The sequence below is a fragment of the Natronorubrum marinum genome, assembly GCF_052040125.1.
Taxonomy (GTDB): Archaea; Halobacteriota; Halobacteria; order Halobacteriales; family Natrialbaceae; genus Natronorubrum.
In genome coordinates, this window is sequence record NZ_JBPPFV010000005.1 from 168,217 (window position 1) to 182,454 (window position 14,238).

The following is a 14,238-nucleotide window of genomic DNA, read 5'->3' on the forward strand; positions in this document are numbered from 1 at the left end:
ATCGTTCACAGTACCCGATAATAATTGTGCTGGCGACGACTGTCGGCATTTTTGACCAGTGCGGAATCGCTGGGCCGCGTCGACCCTCCCGATGCCACTACTCCGTCAGGAGCATGACGGGGAGCATGATCGCGACGCCGAGGACGATTCCGCCGACCAGTTCCCGGCGACCGCCGCCCCGAAGATCCGCGCCGTGTTCCAGTGCCTCGGGGAAGATGTCGTGGAGCACGAGGTAGATCATCGCGCCGGCGGCGAAGCCGAAGCCAAACGGGAGCAATTCGCGGGCGACGCTGACGAACGCGAACGCGATTCCCGCGCCGATCGGCTGTGGTACGCTCGAGAAGACCGCCCAGCCGAAGATCTTCCAGTTCGGGAGCCCGTACGTGTGCAGCGGGATCGCCACGGCGAGCCCCTCCGGGATGTTCTGGATCGAGATCGCGACCGTGATGAAGACCGCCAGCGCGGGCACTGCAAGCCCTGCGACGACGAGGTCGCCGTCGACGCCCAGATCGGCGAACGCCACCCCGAGAGCCACCCCCTCCGGGAAGCTGTGGACGGTCAGGATACCGACGATGAGGACGAGTTTTCGGAAGTCGGCGTCGGGCATTTCGCGGGGCCGGAACTCGTGATCTGAGATGAGCCGGTTAGCGACGATCACGAGTCCGACGCCGACCAGGAGGCCGGTTCCGACCTGGGTCAGCGTGCCCTCCTCGAGCCCTTCGACGACGAACCCGAACAGCGACGCGAACAGCATGATGCCGCCCGCGATCCCCCATAGGACGACGGTCACTCGGTCGCTGATATCGTCGACGAAAAAGAACGGGAGGGTTCCCAACCCGCAGACTATCGCCGTGAATATCCCGGCGCCGAGTACGAGTACGAGCCCCTCGATAACCATATTACTCCTCGCTGTCAGAACGCATTACGGTTGTCGATCCGCCGGCCCGCCGAATCGACAGCTCACATCACTCCTCGGCCGACGATCGCCCGCTCTTTGCTTCAGCTGACGACCGTCACCGGGGCCGTTGCGCGACGAACGACGCGCTCGGCGACGCTGCCGAGCAGGACGCGGGAGACGCCGGACCGGCCGTGGCTCCCGATGATGATTCCGTCGATGTCGTGTTCGTCGGCGAACTCGATGATGCCTCGGGCGGCCGGCCCACTGATAGTTTCGGTCGCGATCGTTACGTCGTGTTCGCTCGCGAGTTCCCGTGCGCGCTCGAACAGCGTCTCGGCTCTCTCCTCCTCGATCTCGAGGGCCCGTTCGACGTTGTACGCCGTGTCACCTCCGTACATCGCCATCGACGGATCGACGACGTGCAACACGGTGATGGTCGCGTCGGGAAACGTCGTGAGTGCGTGTTCGAGTGCCGCGCGCGCCGGTTCGGAGTCGTCCATCGGAACCAGTAGGTGCATAGCTACCGGTTCGACGACTGACCGTATATAGGACGGGTGACAGTCCCATTTCGTGGAAACACCTCCGAGATAGATCGGGATCGAACACGACAGTGGAGCACGCCCTCGAGTGAGCCCCCACTCAAAACTCCGTCCCGCGTCGCGCCCGCTGGCCGTCGTCGATCGGGTGTTTCACCTTTCGAACGTTGGTGATCAGGTCGACTCGGTCCTCGAGATACGTCGGTTCGGCGTGGCTGCCCGAGAGCACGAACTCGAGATCGGCCGGCTTCGCGTCGAGCAGCCCGTAGATATCGTCCTCGCTGAGCAGTCCGCGATCCGCGGCGTAGAGCACCTCGTCCAGAATCAACATGTGGACCCCGTCTTCGGGCGGCGCGTCGAGGTCGATCGGCGAACCCAGATCGGTCCCGTCGGCCGCCTCGAGCAACTCGCGGGCGCGGTCGAGGCCCGCCTGGGCCTGCGCCGCGTGGTCGGCCTCGTCGCTGCCGTCGGCCATGCCGTGCCAGCCGTAGTGGCCGAGGTTCTCGTAGCTGATTCCGGGGAGCACGGCCATCGCGTTGTACTCGCCGCGGACGGCCTCGACGCTCGAGGCGCCGCCTTTCATGAACTGGAGCACGTGGACGCGGTAGCCGTGGCCCGCGGCGCGCATTCCCATGCCGAGCGTGGCTGTCGTCTTCCCCTTTCCGTCCCCCCACCAGACCTGCACGAGGCCGAACTCCTCGGGGGCCGAGGGCTCGATCCGCTCGGCTTCGGGCGTTCGCCCCTGTCCGGGCGTGTTTTCGACCGTCGACTCCGACGGGTGATCGTCGCTCATACGGTGTCCGTCGGCCCGGGTGCATATGTAGATAGGCACATCGAGTGATTCGCCGACCGACGAGCGATTCGATGACCGGGGGAGACGACGGGCGGTATCGACCAAACGTGTCTTTAGGCTTCGCTCCTAATGTGGTCGCAGTTATGCCACTCGAGTTCTCGTCGTCCGGCGACAGGCCCGATCTCGAGCGCATCATCGGCGTGCTGGACGACGCCGACTGTCGGGAGATCATCTCGTTGCTCGAGGCGCCCAAGACCGTCCCGGAAATCGCGGACGAGGCCGAGCTGCCGCTCTCGACGACCTACCGCAAACTCGATCGGCTGACCGAAGCCGACCTCGTCGACGAAACGGTCGGCGTGCGACAGGGCCGCCATCACAAATCGCGGTATGTGGCGAACTTCGATCGGATCGCGATCAGCCTCGATCCGGATCGCGAACTCCGCGTCGATATCGACCGATCGACCGACCAGTCGCTCGGCATCTGGTCGAACGCGACGGAGAAATTCTGACGATATCGGTCGCTCCCTTCGCCCCACCTGCCTCTGAAGCCTCGTTCTGAGTCGATCGCTGATCCCGTTCTCGAGTCGCGGCTTCGGGGCGGCTTCGGGGCGGCTTCGGGACGGCTTAGCGATCGGAGCCGGACTCGTCGCTGGAGTCGACGTCGGGTTCGATTTCGGTCGCCGTCGCAGATGGCTCCGTCTCGCCGCCGATGTCTTGGCCCTCTTTGATCGCCTGGGCCTCCGCTTCCATCGCTTCGACGTCCATCTCGGTCTGCTCGATCTCGCCGATGATTTCGGCGATGTCGTCGAGCCCGATCAGTTCGCGCGTCTCCTCGTCGAACTCGAGGCTCTCGAGTGCGTCTCCGTCCGCTTTGATGTCGCTGCCCGAGAGATGCTTGCCGTAGCGGCCGACCATCGAGGTGAGTTCCTGGGGCATGACGAACGTCGTCGAGTCGCTCTGGCCGATCTCGGCGAGCGTCTCCATCCCCTGGTCGATGATGGCGCGTTCGCCCATCGACTCGGCAGATTTCGCGCGCAGGACCGTCGAAATCGAGTCTCCCTGTGCCTCGAGGATCTGGCTCTGCTTTTCACCCTGGGCACGGATGATCTCGCTCTGTTTGGCCCCTTCGGCCTTCTCGACGGCGCTGCGGCGTTCACCTTGGGCTTCGAGAATCATGGCGCGGCGTTTCCGCTCGGCGGAGGTCTGCTGTTCCATCGCGCCCTTGACGCCCTGGGACGGCGTCACCTCGCGGACCTCGACGCTCTCGACGCGGATCCCCCACTCGTCGGTGGGCTCGTCGAGTTCGGTGCGAATTCGCTCGTTGATCATCTCCCGGCGGCTGAGCGTGTCGTCGAGTTCCATGTCGCCGATGACGGCGCGCAGCGTCGTCTGGGCGAGGTTCGAGACCGCCCGCTCGTAGTTTTCGACCTCGAGGAACGCGCGTTTGGCGTCCATCACTCGGATGTAGATGACGGCGTCGGCCGTCACCGGGGAGTTGTCCCGCGTGATCGCTTCCTGGCTCGGGACGTCGATCGTCTGGGTTCGCATGTCGAAGGTGTAGACCCGCGAGACGAACGGCGGAACGATGTTCAGCCCCGGCTCGAGCAGTTTACGGTACTCTCCGAAGACGGTCAGTGCGCCCCTGTCGTAGGCGTCGACGATCTCAACCATCTGCCAGACGGTGATGACGACGAGCAGGAGAACGACGACTCCCGCGGTCAGCATCGGATCACCGAGTTGCAGCGGTCCGAGTGCCAGAACGTTCATTGTTCATCTCAGGGGCGCTGCCCCAATAACCATTGGGTTGCGTTAGCGTCCGTTTAGTTACGCACGATTGATAAAAGTGACCTACACAAGGAGCTGAACGTCGGACTCGGCCATGTGCTGCAGCGCGGTCGCCGCGCCCACGCCTGTTGTCACATCGTCGTAGAAGTCGTCTTCGTCGTACTCCATCAACTCAATCGTCATCTGACAGGCCTGCAGGTCGACGCCGGTTTCCAACGAGAGGTCGATCAGTTCCTCGATGGTGGCCGTCCCGTTTTCGTCGATTTTCTTCTGCATCATCCTGGTGGCCATCGTGTCCATCCCTGGGAGCGCGGCGAGCGCGTTCGGCAGCGGCATGTTCGGATTGCCGACGGCGCTCAGCTTGAGGTTCTTCGATTTCTCCTCGTGGAGGATATCGAGTCCCCAGAACGTGTGGAAGACGACGACGTCCCAGCCGAAAGCGGCGGCCGTGCTTGCGAGGATCAACGGCGGATACGCCATGTCGAAACTCCCCTGCGTGGCGACGATCGTCAGCTTTTGTTGGTCGTCGCCGTCGTCCAGTTCGGCCATCGACGCCTCGAGCTCCTCGACGCGCTCGCGGAGTGCCTGAACCTCGGCGGCATCGAACTCGCTTTCGCCGTCGGCGTCGACCGACGATGGGGAATTGTCCGTGCTCATGTTATTCCGCTTTCTTGATGTAGTGGGTGTAGAGGTCGCTATCCTCGACCTGGTCGAGGAGTTCGACCCCGCTGGTGCCGTCGGCCCAGCCCTGAATGTCGCTTATACTGCCCGAGTCGGTTGCAACCACTTCCAAGATATCGCCGGCCTCGAGGTCGTCGATGGCCTGCTTCGTCTTGACGATGGGCATCGGGCAGGACTGTCCTTTCACGTCGAGCGTCTCCGAGGTGTCGTATTGGGAACTCATAGCTGATTTCTGTGCTCTGTATTGGAGCTATCATACAATATCGACCACGCCCATAAAAGGATATCGGTTATTGCACTGTATAAGAACATCCGTGGTTTGCGGGAGTGGTGTATATTCGCCACATGAGCATTTTACACGCGCTTATTGGATTATTCTCCGATCCACTCCGCAAGCTGTATTGTGCAATTTAGGAAATACTATGCAAACGCTTAAGGGTTCGTAGCCGCTACCGAGTAATGTACAATATGGACGACATGGACTTTCCAACGCCGGATGTCGAGATCGAGTCGGTGACGTCGGACGGGCTGAAAGCACGTATCGACGCGGGCGAAGATGTCACGCTCCTCGACGCCCGGATGGAGTCGGATTACGAGGAGTGGAAGATCGACGGCGAGCACGTTGAGTCGGTCAACGTCCCGTACTTCCACTTCCTGGACGAGGAGATCGACGACGACGTTCTTGCAGGGATTCCGGACGACCGTGAGGTCACGGTCCTCTGTGCGAAAGGCGGTGCCAGCGAGTTCGTCGCCGGCTCGCTCAAAGAGCGCGGCTACGACGTAAACCACCTCGAGGAGGGGATGAATGGCTGGGCACGCATCTACGAAGCCGTCGAGGTCGAGCGCTACGACGGCGCGGGCACACTCTACCAGTATCAACGTCCCTCGAGCGGTTGTCTCGGCTACCTCGTCGTCTCCGGCGACGAGGCGGCCGTGATCGACCCGCTGCGTGCGTTCACGGATCGGTACCTCGAGGACGCGGACGATCTGGGGGTCGATCTAAAATACGCGATCGACACGCACATCCACGCGGACCACATCTCGGGCGTTCGGACCCTTGTAGAGGAGGACGTCGAAGGCGTTATCCCCGCGGCCGCCGTCGATCGCGGCGTCACATACGCCGACGAGATGACCCTCGCGGCTGACGGCGACGAATTCGAGGTCGGCGACGCCGTCATCGAGACGGTCTCCACGCCCGGCCATACCTCCGGGATGACCTCGTACCTCATCGATGGCGAACTGCTCGCGACTGGCGACGGGCTGTTCGTCGAGAGCGTCGCTCGTCCCGACCTGGAAGAAGGCGACGACGGCGCCGAAGCCGCTGCCAAACAGCTCTACGAGTCGCTGCAAGAGCGCGTGCTCTCGCTGCCTGACGACACTCTCGTCGGCGGTGCCCACTACAGCGACGTCGCCGAGCCCGCCGCGGACGGCACGTACACGGCACCGATCGGCCAGCTCGAGGAAGAGATGGCCGCCCTGACGATGGCAGAAGACGAGTTCGTCGAGTTGATCCTCTCGGATATGCCGCCTCGGCCAGCAAACTACGAGGACATCATCGCGACGAACCTCGGTCAACAGAAGACCGGCGATCAAGAAGCGTTCGAACTCGAGCTCGGTCCGAACAACTGCGCCGCCAGCCAGGAGTCGCTGGCCGGTGACTAACGACCCACATCCACAGTCGAATGGTCACTGAACTCTTCGCTCCGGCGCTGTACGAATCGCTGTTTCCCGTGGGGATCAGCCGCTACGTCGTCGGCGGGCTGCTCGTCGGCCTCGGGGCTGTCGTTATCTACCTCGGCACCGGCATCGCGGCCGGCGCGAGCACGTTCCTCGAGTCGACGCTGTCGTACGTCTCCGACCAGTCGCGGTTCCAGCGCTACCGGAGTTCACGGGACTGGCGGGTCGTCTTCACGCTCGGGATCATCGCCGGCGCGTTCGCCTACGCGCTGACGTTCCAGTCCGGACTGGTCTCGAGCGGGCTCTACGAGGCCGGGGCGACCGGCGAGTTGTACGAGCTCGGCGGCGTCACGCTCTGGCTGACGGAGGTCCAGCCCTGGCGGCTGTTCCTCGGCGGGATCCTCGTCGGCATCGGCACCCGGATCGGCAAGGGCTGTACCTCGGGCCACGGCGTCTGTGGCGTCGGCTCGGCCTCGAAGACGTCGATCGTCGGCGTGATGACGTTCCTCGCCGTGGCGATCGGAACGGCCCAGATCGTGATGGCACTGGGGGTGAGTCCGTGATGAGCGAGATTCTCGGACGAGAATCTCGGGAACGCGAACGGGGAGGTGACGACCCGTGAGCGGCAATCGCCACCCGCTGTTCATGCCACTGATTTTCGTCGGCGGCCTGATCTTCGGCTTCGGGCTCGGTTTCAGCCACATGGCCCGCCCCGAGGTCGTCCTCAATTTCCTGCAGTTCGAGGATTTCGGACTGCTGTTCGTCATGTTCGGCGCGGCGATCGTCTCCGGGATCGCGTTCGCTGTGATGCCACGGATCCGCGACAGCGCGCCGTTAACGGGCGACAGGTACGAACGCCGGCTGAAGCCGTTCGATCGGAACGTCCTGATCGGGGGCGCGATCTTCGGCGTCGGCTGGGGGCTCTCGGGAATCTGTCCCGGCGCGGCCTACGCCAGCCTCGGCGTCGGCAACGTCACGATCTTGTGGGCGCTCGCCGGCATGTTCGTCGGCGCCTACCTGCAGGGCGTCTGGCGCAGCCAGCGGGTCGGGACGGAATCCGTACCGGCAGGTGCCGACTGACTCTGTATTTTGGCTGTCGATCTGCACTCCGGGTCGTCAGTGCGAACGCGATCGTGGCTCGTTCGCCCTCGCGCAAGGGCTCCGCTACGGGGCGATCTGGCTCGTCGGGCTATGAGCCGCCACGATCTGGCGGCCGATCAAACTCGAGGCGCTGTCGCCGATCGGCCGTCCTCGTCTGCCGTCCGTCGCAGGTTACCGGTCGCCGTCGTCGGCGACGCCCGTAGTGAAGACCGGAACCGGCGCAGTCCGGAGGACTTGCTCCGTGTTGGACCCGAGCAGGTGCTGGCCGACTCCGGTTCGTCCGTGCGTCGCCATCACGACGAGATCGACACCGGTCCCCGCGGCGGCGGACTGGATCTCCTGGGGTACCGATCCAAACCCGAGCAGCGTTTCGACGTCCTCGACTCCCGCGTCCGTCGCGACCGCGGCTGCCGCCTCGAGGTGGAACCGACGTGATCGAACGCTGGCTGCCGGTCTCCGCCCCGGAGAGACGGCCAAAACGCGACACGACGGCTCCGGGACGAGCCGAACCGCATCGATTCGTCCCCCGGCACTAAGTCCGTTGAGCATGACTGTTCGACCATGACACCCCCGATACGGCGTCTCGTCCTCGATATCCTGAAGCCCTACGAGCCGGACATCCTCAAGTTCACTACCACGATCGCTGACGCCTCGGGTGTCGACGGCGCCAACGTCGTCCTCGTCGAGACCGACCGCGAGGTCCAGACGGTCAAGCTGACACTTGAGGGCGACGACCTCGACGCCGACGCGATCGAGGATGCCGTCGAGTCGATCGGCGGCGCGGTTCACTCGATCGATCAGGTCGTCTGCGGTGAGCGACTGGTCGAACAGAGCGGCACGCCACAGGACCGCTGAGTCGTGAGCCGACTCGATATCGTTCGCACCCTCCTCGAGGACGAGGAGGTCAGGTCGATTTCACGGCGATACTTCATCTCCAACGGCTTCGACGGCACGCTGACGAGTATCGGGATTATCGTCGGCGCGTACCTATCGGGGGTTTCCGAGGGGATCACTGTCGTCACCATCGGCCTCGGCGCGGCCGTCGGGCTGGGAACGTCGGGAGTCTGGAGCGTCTGGGAGATCGAGCGAGCGGAGAAACAGGCCGAACTGATACGAATCGAGCGAGCGATGCTAACCGATCTCGAGGGGACGGCACTCCAGGAACGACGCGCAGGTGCCCGAAAGATCAACGCCGTCGCGAGCGGGATCGGCCCGCTCATCGGCATCACCCTGCCCTTGCTCCCGTTTCTCGCCCACGGCGTCGTGTTCTCGCTGCTCGAGGCGACGCTCGTGGCCGTCGGCATCGGCGTAACGGTGCTGTTCGTCTTCGGCGCGTATTTGGGCTCGATCTCGAAACAAAACTGGATCGTTGCCGGGATCCGGATGGGTCTCGCGGGAATCGTCGTCGCGTTTCTCAACCTGTTTTTGCCCGGTTGACAGGGCGAGTCGCAGTGGTAGTCCACGACGGACGGCCAGCCGACTCGTCACCCGTGCTGTTCGATCAGCCCCTCGAGCGTCGCGCGGTCCTGTGCGCCGACCAGTCGCTCGACCGGTTCGCCGTCGGCGTAGGGGACCTGTGTCGGGACACCGCGTGTCCCCAGTTGCTGGGCCAGCCCCTGGTGGGCGTCGACGACGTCCTCGAGGTGACCCGATCCGTCGATCGAAATCGGTTCGGACGGTGCCGCCGTGGCGGTGGCACCATCGTCTGCACCCAGCTCGCCGCTGTTCTCGAGGCGCTACTGGAGTTCTCGTTTCTTCTGCTCGCGGATCTGCTCTCGTTCCTCGTCGAGTGAGTCGATCATTACGTCCTCGTACGGACTCGCTATTCTTGAATTGTGTGAACTAAACAATACCCTCTCGTGGGAGATCGTGCCGAATCGAACAAGTTCCCACTGCCATCACACTACGTGAACGCTTATTCAGGACGGCTTCAAACGATTCGTATGGAGACGCCATTGAGTTCCGTGTCGCTTGCCGAAGACCAGCCGACAGCGCTGACAGACCGGCTGGACATTCAGCGGCAAGCGGTGTTCGTCGTCCTGACGTTCCTCGGGATGACGAGTGGACTTCTCGGAAGCTGGTTCGGTGCACCCCCGACCGTCGTCTGGACCAGCTATACGGTCGCCTACGTGTTCGGTGGCTGGTATGGGCTCAAAGAGAGTCTCGCCGCGGTACGAGAGCCGGCAGTGGAGATCGATCTGCTGATGATTATCGCCGCACTCGGTGCGCTTTACATCGGGGCGCCGTTCGAAGGAGCAATGTTACTATTTCTGTTCTCGCTCTCGGGCGTCCTCGAGGAGTACGCGATCGGCCGCTCGCGAACCGCGATCAAGTCGCTGGTCGGTATGCGCCCGGAGTCGGCGCAGGTTCTTCGCGACGGGACGGAAACAACGACGCCGATCGAGGACGTTGAGGTCGGCGACGTGTTCGTCGTGCGCCCCGGCGAACGGCTGCCCTTGGACGGCGTCGTCGAGTCCGGCCAGAGTACGGTCGATCAATCGTCGCTCACCGGCGAATCCGTTCCCGTGACGAAAGACCCCGGCGACGAGGTGTTCAGCGGGACGATCAACGAGACGGGCAGCCTCGAGGTACGAGTCACTCGAGAAGCCACGGAGTCGGCGATCTCTCGGCTGATCACCATGGTCGAGGAGGCACAGGAAAAACGCGCGCCGACCCAGCAGCTCATCGACCGCTTCGAGCAGCCCTACGTGCTGAGCGTCTTCGCAATGACTGCCGTCGCAATCGCGCTGCCGATCGCACTATTGAACCACTCGTTCGAGCCGACGTTCTACCGCGCGATGACGCTCATGGTCGCCGCTTCTCCCTGTGCGGTCATCATTTCGACGCCGGCTGCGGTACTCTCCGCGATTTCGGCCGGCGGCCGACAGGGCGTCTTGTTCAAAGGTGGCGAACACATCGAAACGGCAGGAAACGTCGACGCCATCGCGTTCGACAAGACGGGGACGCTGACGGAAGGCAACACGCGGTTGACCGACGTTCGCGCTCGCGAGGACGCCCTGTCTACCGACGGCGGTGCGGTCGGCAGCGATCTGCACGCAGACAGCGCCCTCGAGACCAACTCGCTGGCCGACGATCGACTGCTCGCGATCGCGGCGGCCGTCCAGTCCCGATCGGAACACCACCTCGGCGAGGCAACCGTCGAGGCTGCCCAGGAGCGCTCGCTCGAGGTGCCCGATGCCAGTGACTTCGAGGCGGTCGTCGGCAAGGGCGTCCACGCGACCGTCGAAGGCCGGACGATTCACATCGGGAACCCGCGGTACGTCGAAACCGTCCTCGGCGACCGTCAGATCGACGGCCGCGAGACTGGGCTCGACGCCGTCCACGATCTCGAGGACAACGGGAAGACGAGCGTCCTCATCGTCAGCGAGACTGACGAGGGCCTGCACGTCCTCGGCTGGCTCGCGTTCACCGACACGATCCGCCCCGACGGGGCCGAGATGATCGAGCAACTCCGAGAGCGCGGGGTCGGGCAGATCGTTATGTTGACGGGCGACAACAAGCGGGTGGCCAAGTACATCGCCGACGAACTCGAGATCGACGAGGTGTACGCGGAGTTACTCCCCGAGGAGAAAGTCGACCACATCGAGACACTCCAGGAGCGCCACGAAGCCGTCGCGATGGTCGGTGACGGCGTCAACGACGCCCCTGCCCTCGCGACGGCCGATATCAGCGTCGGCATGGGTGGTGCCGGAACCGACGTGGCACTCGAGACGGCCGATATCGTGCTCATGTCGGATAAACTCGACCGGCTTCCCTACGCGTTCGCGCTCAGCAAGGAGACGCGACGCACGCTGTATATCAACTTCGCCATCGCATTCGGAGCGATCGGGATCATGGTGATCGCAATTCTTACTGCCGGGATTCCGCTCCCGGTCGCAGTGGTTGGCCACGAGGGTTCGACCGTCCTCGTCAGCCTGATCGGCCTGCGGTTGCTGCGGTTCGACGACTGACGATGCGGTCGTCTCGATCGAACACGAAAGCGCACACTCTTGTGATTCTCGCCCAAAAGTGCACGCACGGGATTCCATACGTTCCCCGTCGAGCGTGCGGACAAACTCGAGGATCCGTCACGATACCGTTTCTGCTCGCGCGAGGAACTGCTCGAGATGCTGGGACTGGAACACGGGTCGGATGCCGTCGTCGCCGACCTGGCGTCGGGAACGGACTTCTACTCGCGGGACGTCGCGCCGTTCGTCGACACGGTGTACGGCGTCGACGTTCAGGCGGCAATGCACGAGCACCACCGCGAAGCGGGCGTCGCCGCGAACGTCGAACTGGTCACGGCGGGCGTCGACTCGCTGCCCTTCGACGACGGTGATCTGGACGGCACGTTCTCGACGATGACTCACCACGAGTACGCCGACGCCGAGACGCTGGCGGAACTCGCCCGCGTGATCCGATCGGACGGCAGCCTCGTCACCGTCGACTGGTCGCCGACTGGAGACGGCGAGGACGGACCGCCGATGGACGAGCGGTTCGGCCCCAATGAGGCCGCGAGCCAACTCGAGGATGCCGGATTTACCGTCGATCACGTCCACGACCGGTCGGAGACATTCGCGGTCGTCGCCCGTCAGTAACCGGTGGTTCGGTGCGTCACTCCCGAGCGAGCCGTCGATAACGCGCTCGTGGAGCGAACCGATATTTTATAGACTTGGGGATAGTGTACACAACTATGTCTGACCAGAATGTCGCAACCGAACGGCTCGGAATTGTCCTCGAGACCGCAGATCCCGAACGTGCCTGGAACGCGCTTCGACTCGGTATCACGGCCGTAGAGGACGGCCACGAGGTCTCGGTGTTCCTCCTCGGCGAGGGCGTCGAGGCCGAAGAGATCACCGACGATCAGTTCGACGTCCGCAATCGGATGGAGGCGTTCGTCGACGCCGGCGGCGACCTGCAAGCGTGTGGGACGTGTCTCGAGATCCGCAACAGCGAGGAAAGCGGGTACTGTCCTATGTCGACGATGTCCGACCTCCTCGAGATCGTGACGTCGTCCGATCGCGTGCTGACGATCGGCTGATCGCCGTCGCGCTACCGCCCCCTCATTCGTTCCGCTGTAAGCGCTCACGCCGTTGTTCGAACTCCTCGTCGGAGAGATCACCGCGAGCGTAGGCCAGTCGGAGTTCCTCGAGTGCCGGGTCTTCTTCGGTCCGCGCCGAGCGCGCGGCCGCCTTGTATACCAAATAGCCGACGACGAGGAGCAACAGGAGGGGAAGCCAGCCTATCAACCACATTCCCGTCCTGGTTGGACCGTTCCACGTGCCGCCGTTCCACATGTGACCACCACCCCACATACCCATCATCGGCCAGGCGACGGCCATCAGCAGGAGCGGCACGAGTACGACGAGTGTAACGACGAGCAGCACGATTCGAAGCAGTGTACTATCGTCAGACATACGAAATTATCCGACCGGTGTCGTAATAAGTGCCAACCACAATTTCGAAGAATTCTCAATAGTACTATCGTTCGAGTTGGTGCGGTCTCACGCTCGGGACGGCGGGACGAGCATCACGTTCCCGTTCGCTCGAGCGACGATGTCCTCGGAGACGCTGCCGAGCAACAATCGGCGGAGCCGGCTGTGGCCGCGCGAGCCCACGAGGATTGTCGTCGGATTGTGGGATTCTTCCGCAGCGAGGATCTCGTCGGCGGGGTCTCCCTGCCGGACTTCGGTCCGCGTCTCGATATTCCACGCCTCGAGTTGGTCGGCCAGTTCACCCAGCTGTGCTTCTGGATCTCCGTCGTTCGAGAGTCCCGGATCCTTCGGCGTCTCGACGTGGACGAGCGTCGCTTCCTGGGTCGCGTGACGCAGGTACGAGAACGACTCGAACGCGCGCTCGGCGTTCTCCGAGAAGTCCGTCGCGTACAGCATCCGCTGGAAGAGGTGTTTTCTGACGACGGCCGGGTCCTCGGCCGCTCGCTCGATGCGGTTGACGAGCAGCGGCGTCTCGGTCGTCCGGGCGAGGTTGCGCGCCGTCGAACCGATGACGCGGTTCTCGAGCGGGCTCTTCCCGCGCGAACCCACGACCGTCAGACTCGCTCCGACCGTCTCGGCCAGTCCGGTAATGCGTCGGTGGGGCGTCCCGCGGACGACGTGTGTCTCGACATCGAATCCGGCGTCTTCGATGACCCGTTCGTACTTCTCGATCGCTTTCCGTCGCCGGGTCTCGAAGTCGATACCGGGCATTCCTCTGTGGACGTTCGACGGGATGACCGTCACGAGGTGCATTTCTTCGGTCCCAATCCGTCCGAGACACTCGAGACAGGTCTCGTTCTCGATGGTCGCCTCGCTGGCGGCCGAGAGGTCAGTGGCGAGTACCGCTTTCATACCGGCCGTAGGTGCTGATGGTATAATATTGTTTGGGTATCCCAATACCGGGGAAAGCAATTGTTCACGGAGAAGTACTGGACGTAGTTACACGCCGACTCCTTGCGGCCGTCTGGACTCCCAGCGGACACGATCGCTCGTTCGCACACCCGGTTTACTCTCACGCTCTTGCGACGCGAAATCGAACGTATTTGTGACGCCAATCGACCGGAAATACTAACGCGGACGACACGACATCCCGGCACGAAGTGGCCGATCGACGAGCTCCCTGTATTTCCATAAGTTACACAGATATTCCCGTTGGATAGCCGTCCCATATCCTGTAGTAATATTGTGCGCTAGTCCCAAAAGCGTTATACCGACTCTCCGGGTAGAGAGTACTGAGTAGAAATCCATGATCCGCACACTATCGAACGCGAA

General features: G+C 63.2%; 18 protein-coding genes and 1 pseudogene. 9 read left to right on the forward strand and 10 right to left on the reverse strand.

Going from position 1 to position 14,238, the window contains the following annotated elements:
- Positions 1 to 97 precede the first annotated feature (97 nt).
- From ACSFC5_RS22355 to ACSFC5_RS22365, 3 genes are all read right to left on the reverse strand, one after another.
- Positions 98 to 898: a ZIP family metal transporter gene (locus ACSFC5_RS22355; RefSeq protein ID WP_440767418.1), complete on the reverse strand. Its 801-nt coding sequence runs from the start codon at positions 896 to 898 to the stop codon at positions 98 to 100.
- A gap of 101 nt (positions 899 to 999) precedes the next feature.
- Entirely contained in the window at positions 1,000 to 1,416 is a 417-nt protein-coding gene (locus tag ACSFC5_RS22360) for a universal stress protein (protein WP_440767419.1), read from the reverse strand.
- 121 nt (positions 1,417 to 1,537) lie between these two features.
- A complete protein-coding gene (locus ACSFC5_RS22365; protein ID WP_440767420.1) occupies positions 1,538 to 2,227 on the reverse strand; it encodes a cob(I)yrinic acid a,c-diamide adenosyltransferase in 690 nt (229 codons plus the stop codon).
- 143 nt (positions 2,228 to 2,370) lie between these two features.
- Between ACSFC5_RS22365 and ACSFC5_RS22370 the strand changes: the two genes are divergently transcribed.
- The gene (locus ACSFC5_RS22370; protein ID WP_440767421.1) at positions 2,371 to 2,736 is read left to right on the forward strand and encodes a helix-turn-helix domain-containing protein; all 366 of its coding nucleotides are present in this window, start codon (positions 2,371 to 2,373) and stop codon (positions 2,734 to 2,736) included.
- Between the two features lie 115 nt (positions 2,737 to 2,851).
- Here the strand turns inward: ACSFC5_RS22370 and ACSFC5_RS22375 are convergent, their stop codons facing one another.
- The 3 genes from ACSFC5_RS22375 to ACSFC5_RS22385 form a co-directional block, all read right to left on the reverse strand.
- Positions 2,852 to 3,994, reverse strand: coding sequence for an SPFH domain-containing protein (locus ACSFC5_RS22375; protein ID WP_440767422.1), 1,143 nt, complete (start codon positions 3,992 to 3,994; stop codon positions 2,852 to 2,854).
- 81 nt (positions 3,995 to 4,075) lie between these two features.
- Entirely contained in the window at positions 4,076 to 4,669 is a 594-nt protein-coding gene (locus ACSFC5_RS22380; RefSeq protein WP_440767423.1) for a DsrE/DsrF/DrsH-like family protein, read from the reverse strand.
- 1 nt (position 4,670) lies between these two features.
- Entirely contained in the window at positions 4,671 to 4,916 is a 246-nt protein-coding gene (locus ACSFC5_RS22385; protein WP_440767424.1) for a sulfurtransferase TusA family protein, read from the reverse strand.
- Positions 4,917 to 5,161: 245 nt separating this feature from the next.
- On the opposite strand from ACSFC5_RS22385, the gene ACSFC5_RS22390 reads away from it, so the two are divergent.
- The 3 genes from ACSFC5_RS22390 to ACSFC5_RS22400 are packed head-to-tail and all read left to right on the forward strand — an operon-like array spanning position 5,162 to position 7,450.
- Positions 5,162 to 6,355 carry an MBL fold metallo-hydrolase gene (locus ACSFC5_RS22390; protein WP_440767457.1) on the forward strand — a complete coding sequence of 398 codons (1,194 nt, stop codon included), beginning with the start codon at positions 5,162 to 5,164 and terminating at the stop codon, positions 6,353 to 6,355.
- Between the two features lie 20 nt (positions 6,356 to 6,375).
- Entirely contained in the window at positions 6,376 to 6,933 is a 558-nt protein-coding gene (locus tag ACSFC5_RS22395; RefSeq protein ID WP_440767425.1) for a YeeE/YedE family protein, read from the forward strand.
- Between the two features lie 55 nt (positions 6,934 to 6,988).
- On the forward strand, positions 6,989 to 7,450 hold the full coding sequence (locus tag ACSFC5_RS22400; RefSeq protein WP_440767426.1) for a YeeE/YedE family protein: 462 nt from the start codon (positions 6,989 to 6,991) through the stop codon (positions 7,448 to 7,450).
- Positions 7,451 to 7,642: 192 nt separating this feature from the next.
- On the opposite strand, the gene ACSFC5_RS22405 is transcribed toward ACSFC5_RS22400, so the two are convergent.
- Complete coding sequence (locus ACSFC5_RS22405) at positions 7,643 to 8,020, reverse strand: universal stress protein (protein WP_440767427.1); 378 nt, start codon at positions 8,018 to 8,020, stop codon at positions 7,643 to 7,645.
- A gap of 12 nt (positions 8,021 to 8,032) precedes the next feature.
- Between ACSFC5_RS22405 and ACSFC5_RS22410 the strand changes: the two genes are divergently transcribed.
- Both ACSFC5_RS22410 and ACSFC5_RS22415 read left to right on the forward strand, forming a co-directional pair.
- Entirely contained in the window at positions 8,033 to 8,326 is a 294-nt protein-coding gene (locus ACSFC5_RS22410) for a DUF211 domain-containing protein (protein ID WP_440767428.1), read from the forward strand.
- 3 nt (positions 8,327 to 8,329) lie between these two features.
- Positions 8,330 to 8,908, forward strand: a complete 579-nt coding sequence (locus tag ACSFC5_RS22415; protein WP_440767429.1) for a VIT1/CCC1 transporter family protein — start codon at positions 8,330 to 8,332, stop codon at positions 8,906 to 8,908.
- A gap of 47 nt (positions 8,909 to 8,955) precedes the next feature.
- Here the strand turns inward: ACSFC5_RS22415 and ACSFC5_RS22420 are convergent.
- Positions 8,956 to 9,273, reverse strand: a pseudogene (locus ACSFC5_RS22420) (thioredoxin family protein).
- Positions 9,274 to 9,414: 141 nt separating this feature from the next.
- On the opposite strand from ACSFC5_RS22420, the gene ACSFC5_RS22425 reads away from it, so the two are divergent.
- The 3 genes from ACSFC5_RS22425 to ACSFC5_RS22435 all read left to right on the forward strand — a co-directional run bounded on the left by ACSFC5_RS22425 (position 9,415) and on the right by ACSFC5_RS22435 (position 12,512).
- Positions 9,415 to 11,442: a heavy metal translocating P-type ATPase gene (locus ACSFC5_RS22425; RefSeq protein ID WP_440767430.1), complete on the forward strand. Its 2,028-nt coding sequence runs from the start codon at positions 9,415 to 9,417 to the stop codon at positions 11,440 to 11,442.
- 156 nt (positions 11,443 to 11,598) lie between these two features.
- Positions 11,599 to 12,069: a class I SAM-dependent methyltransferase gene (locus ACSFC5_RS22430; RefSeq protein ID WP_440767431.1), complete on the forward strand. Its 471-nt coding sequence runs from the start codon at positions 11,599 to 11,601 to the stop codon at positions 12,067 to 12,069.
- 95 nt (positions 12,070 to 12,164) lie between these two features.
- Positions 12,165 to 12,512, forward strand: a complete 348-nt coding sequence (locus tag ACSFC5_RS22435; RefSeq protein ID WP_440767432.1) for a DsrE family protein — start codon at positions 12,165 to 12,167, stop codon at positions 12,510 to 12,512.
- A gap of 22 nt (positions 12,513 to 12,534) precedes the next feature.
- Here the strand turns inward: ACSFC5_RS22435 and ACSFC5_RS22440 are convergent, their stop codons facing one another.
- Together ACSFC5_RS22440 and ACSFC5_RS22445 are read right to left on the reverse strand one after the other, a co-directional pair.
- The gene (locus ACSFC5_RS22440) at positions 12,535 to 12,888 is read right to left on the reverse strand and encodes an SHOCT domain-containing protein (RefSeq protein ID WP_440767433.1); all 354 of its coding nucleotides are present in this window, start codon (positions 12,886 to 12,888) and stop codon (positions 12,535 to 12,537) included.
- Between the two features lie 87 nt (positions 12,889 to 12,975).
- Entirely contained in the window at positions 12,976 to 13,818 is an 843-nt protein-coding gene (locus ACSFC5_RS22445; RefSeq protein ID WP_440767434.1) for a universal stress protein, read from the reverse strand.
- Between the last annotated feature and the right edge of the window lie 420 nt (positions 13,819 to 14,238).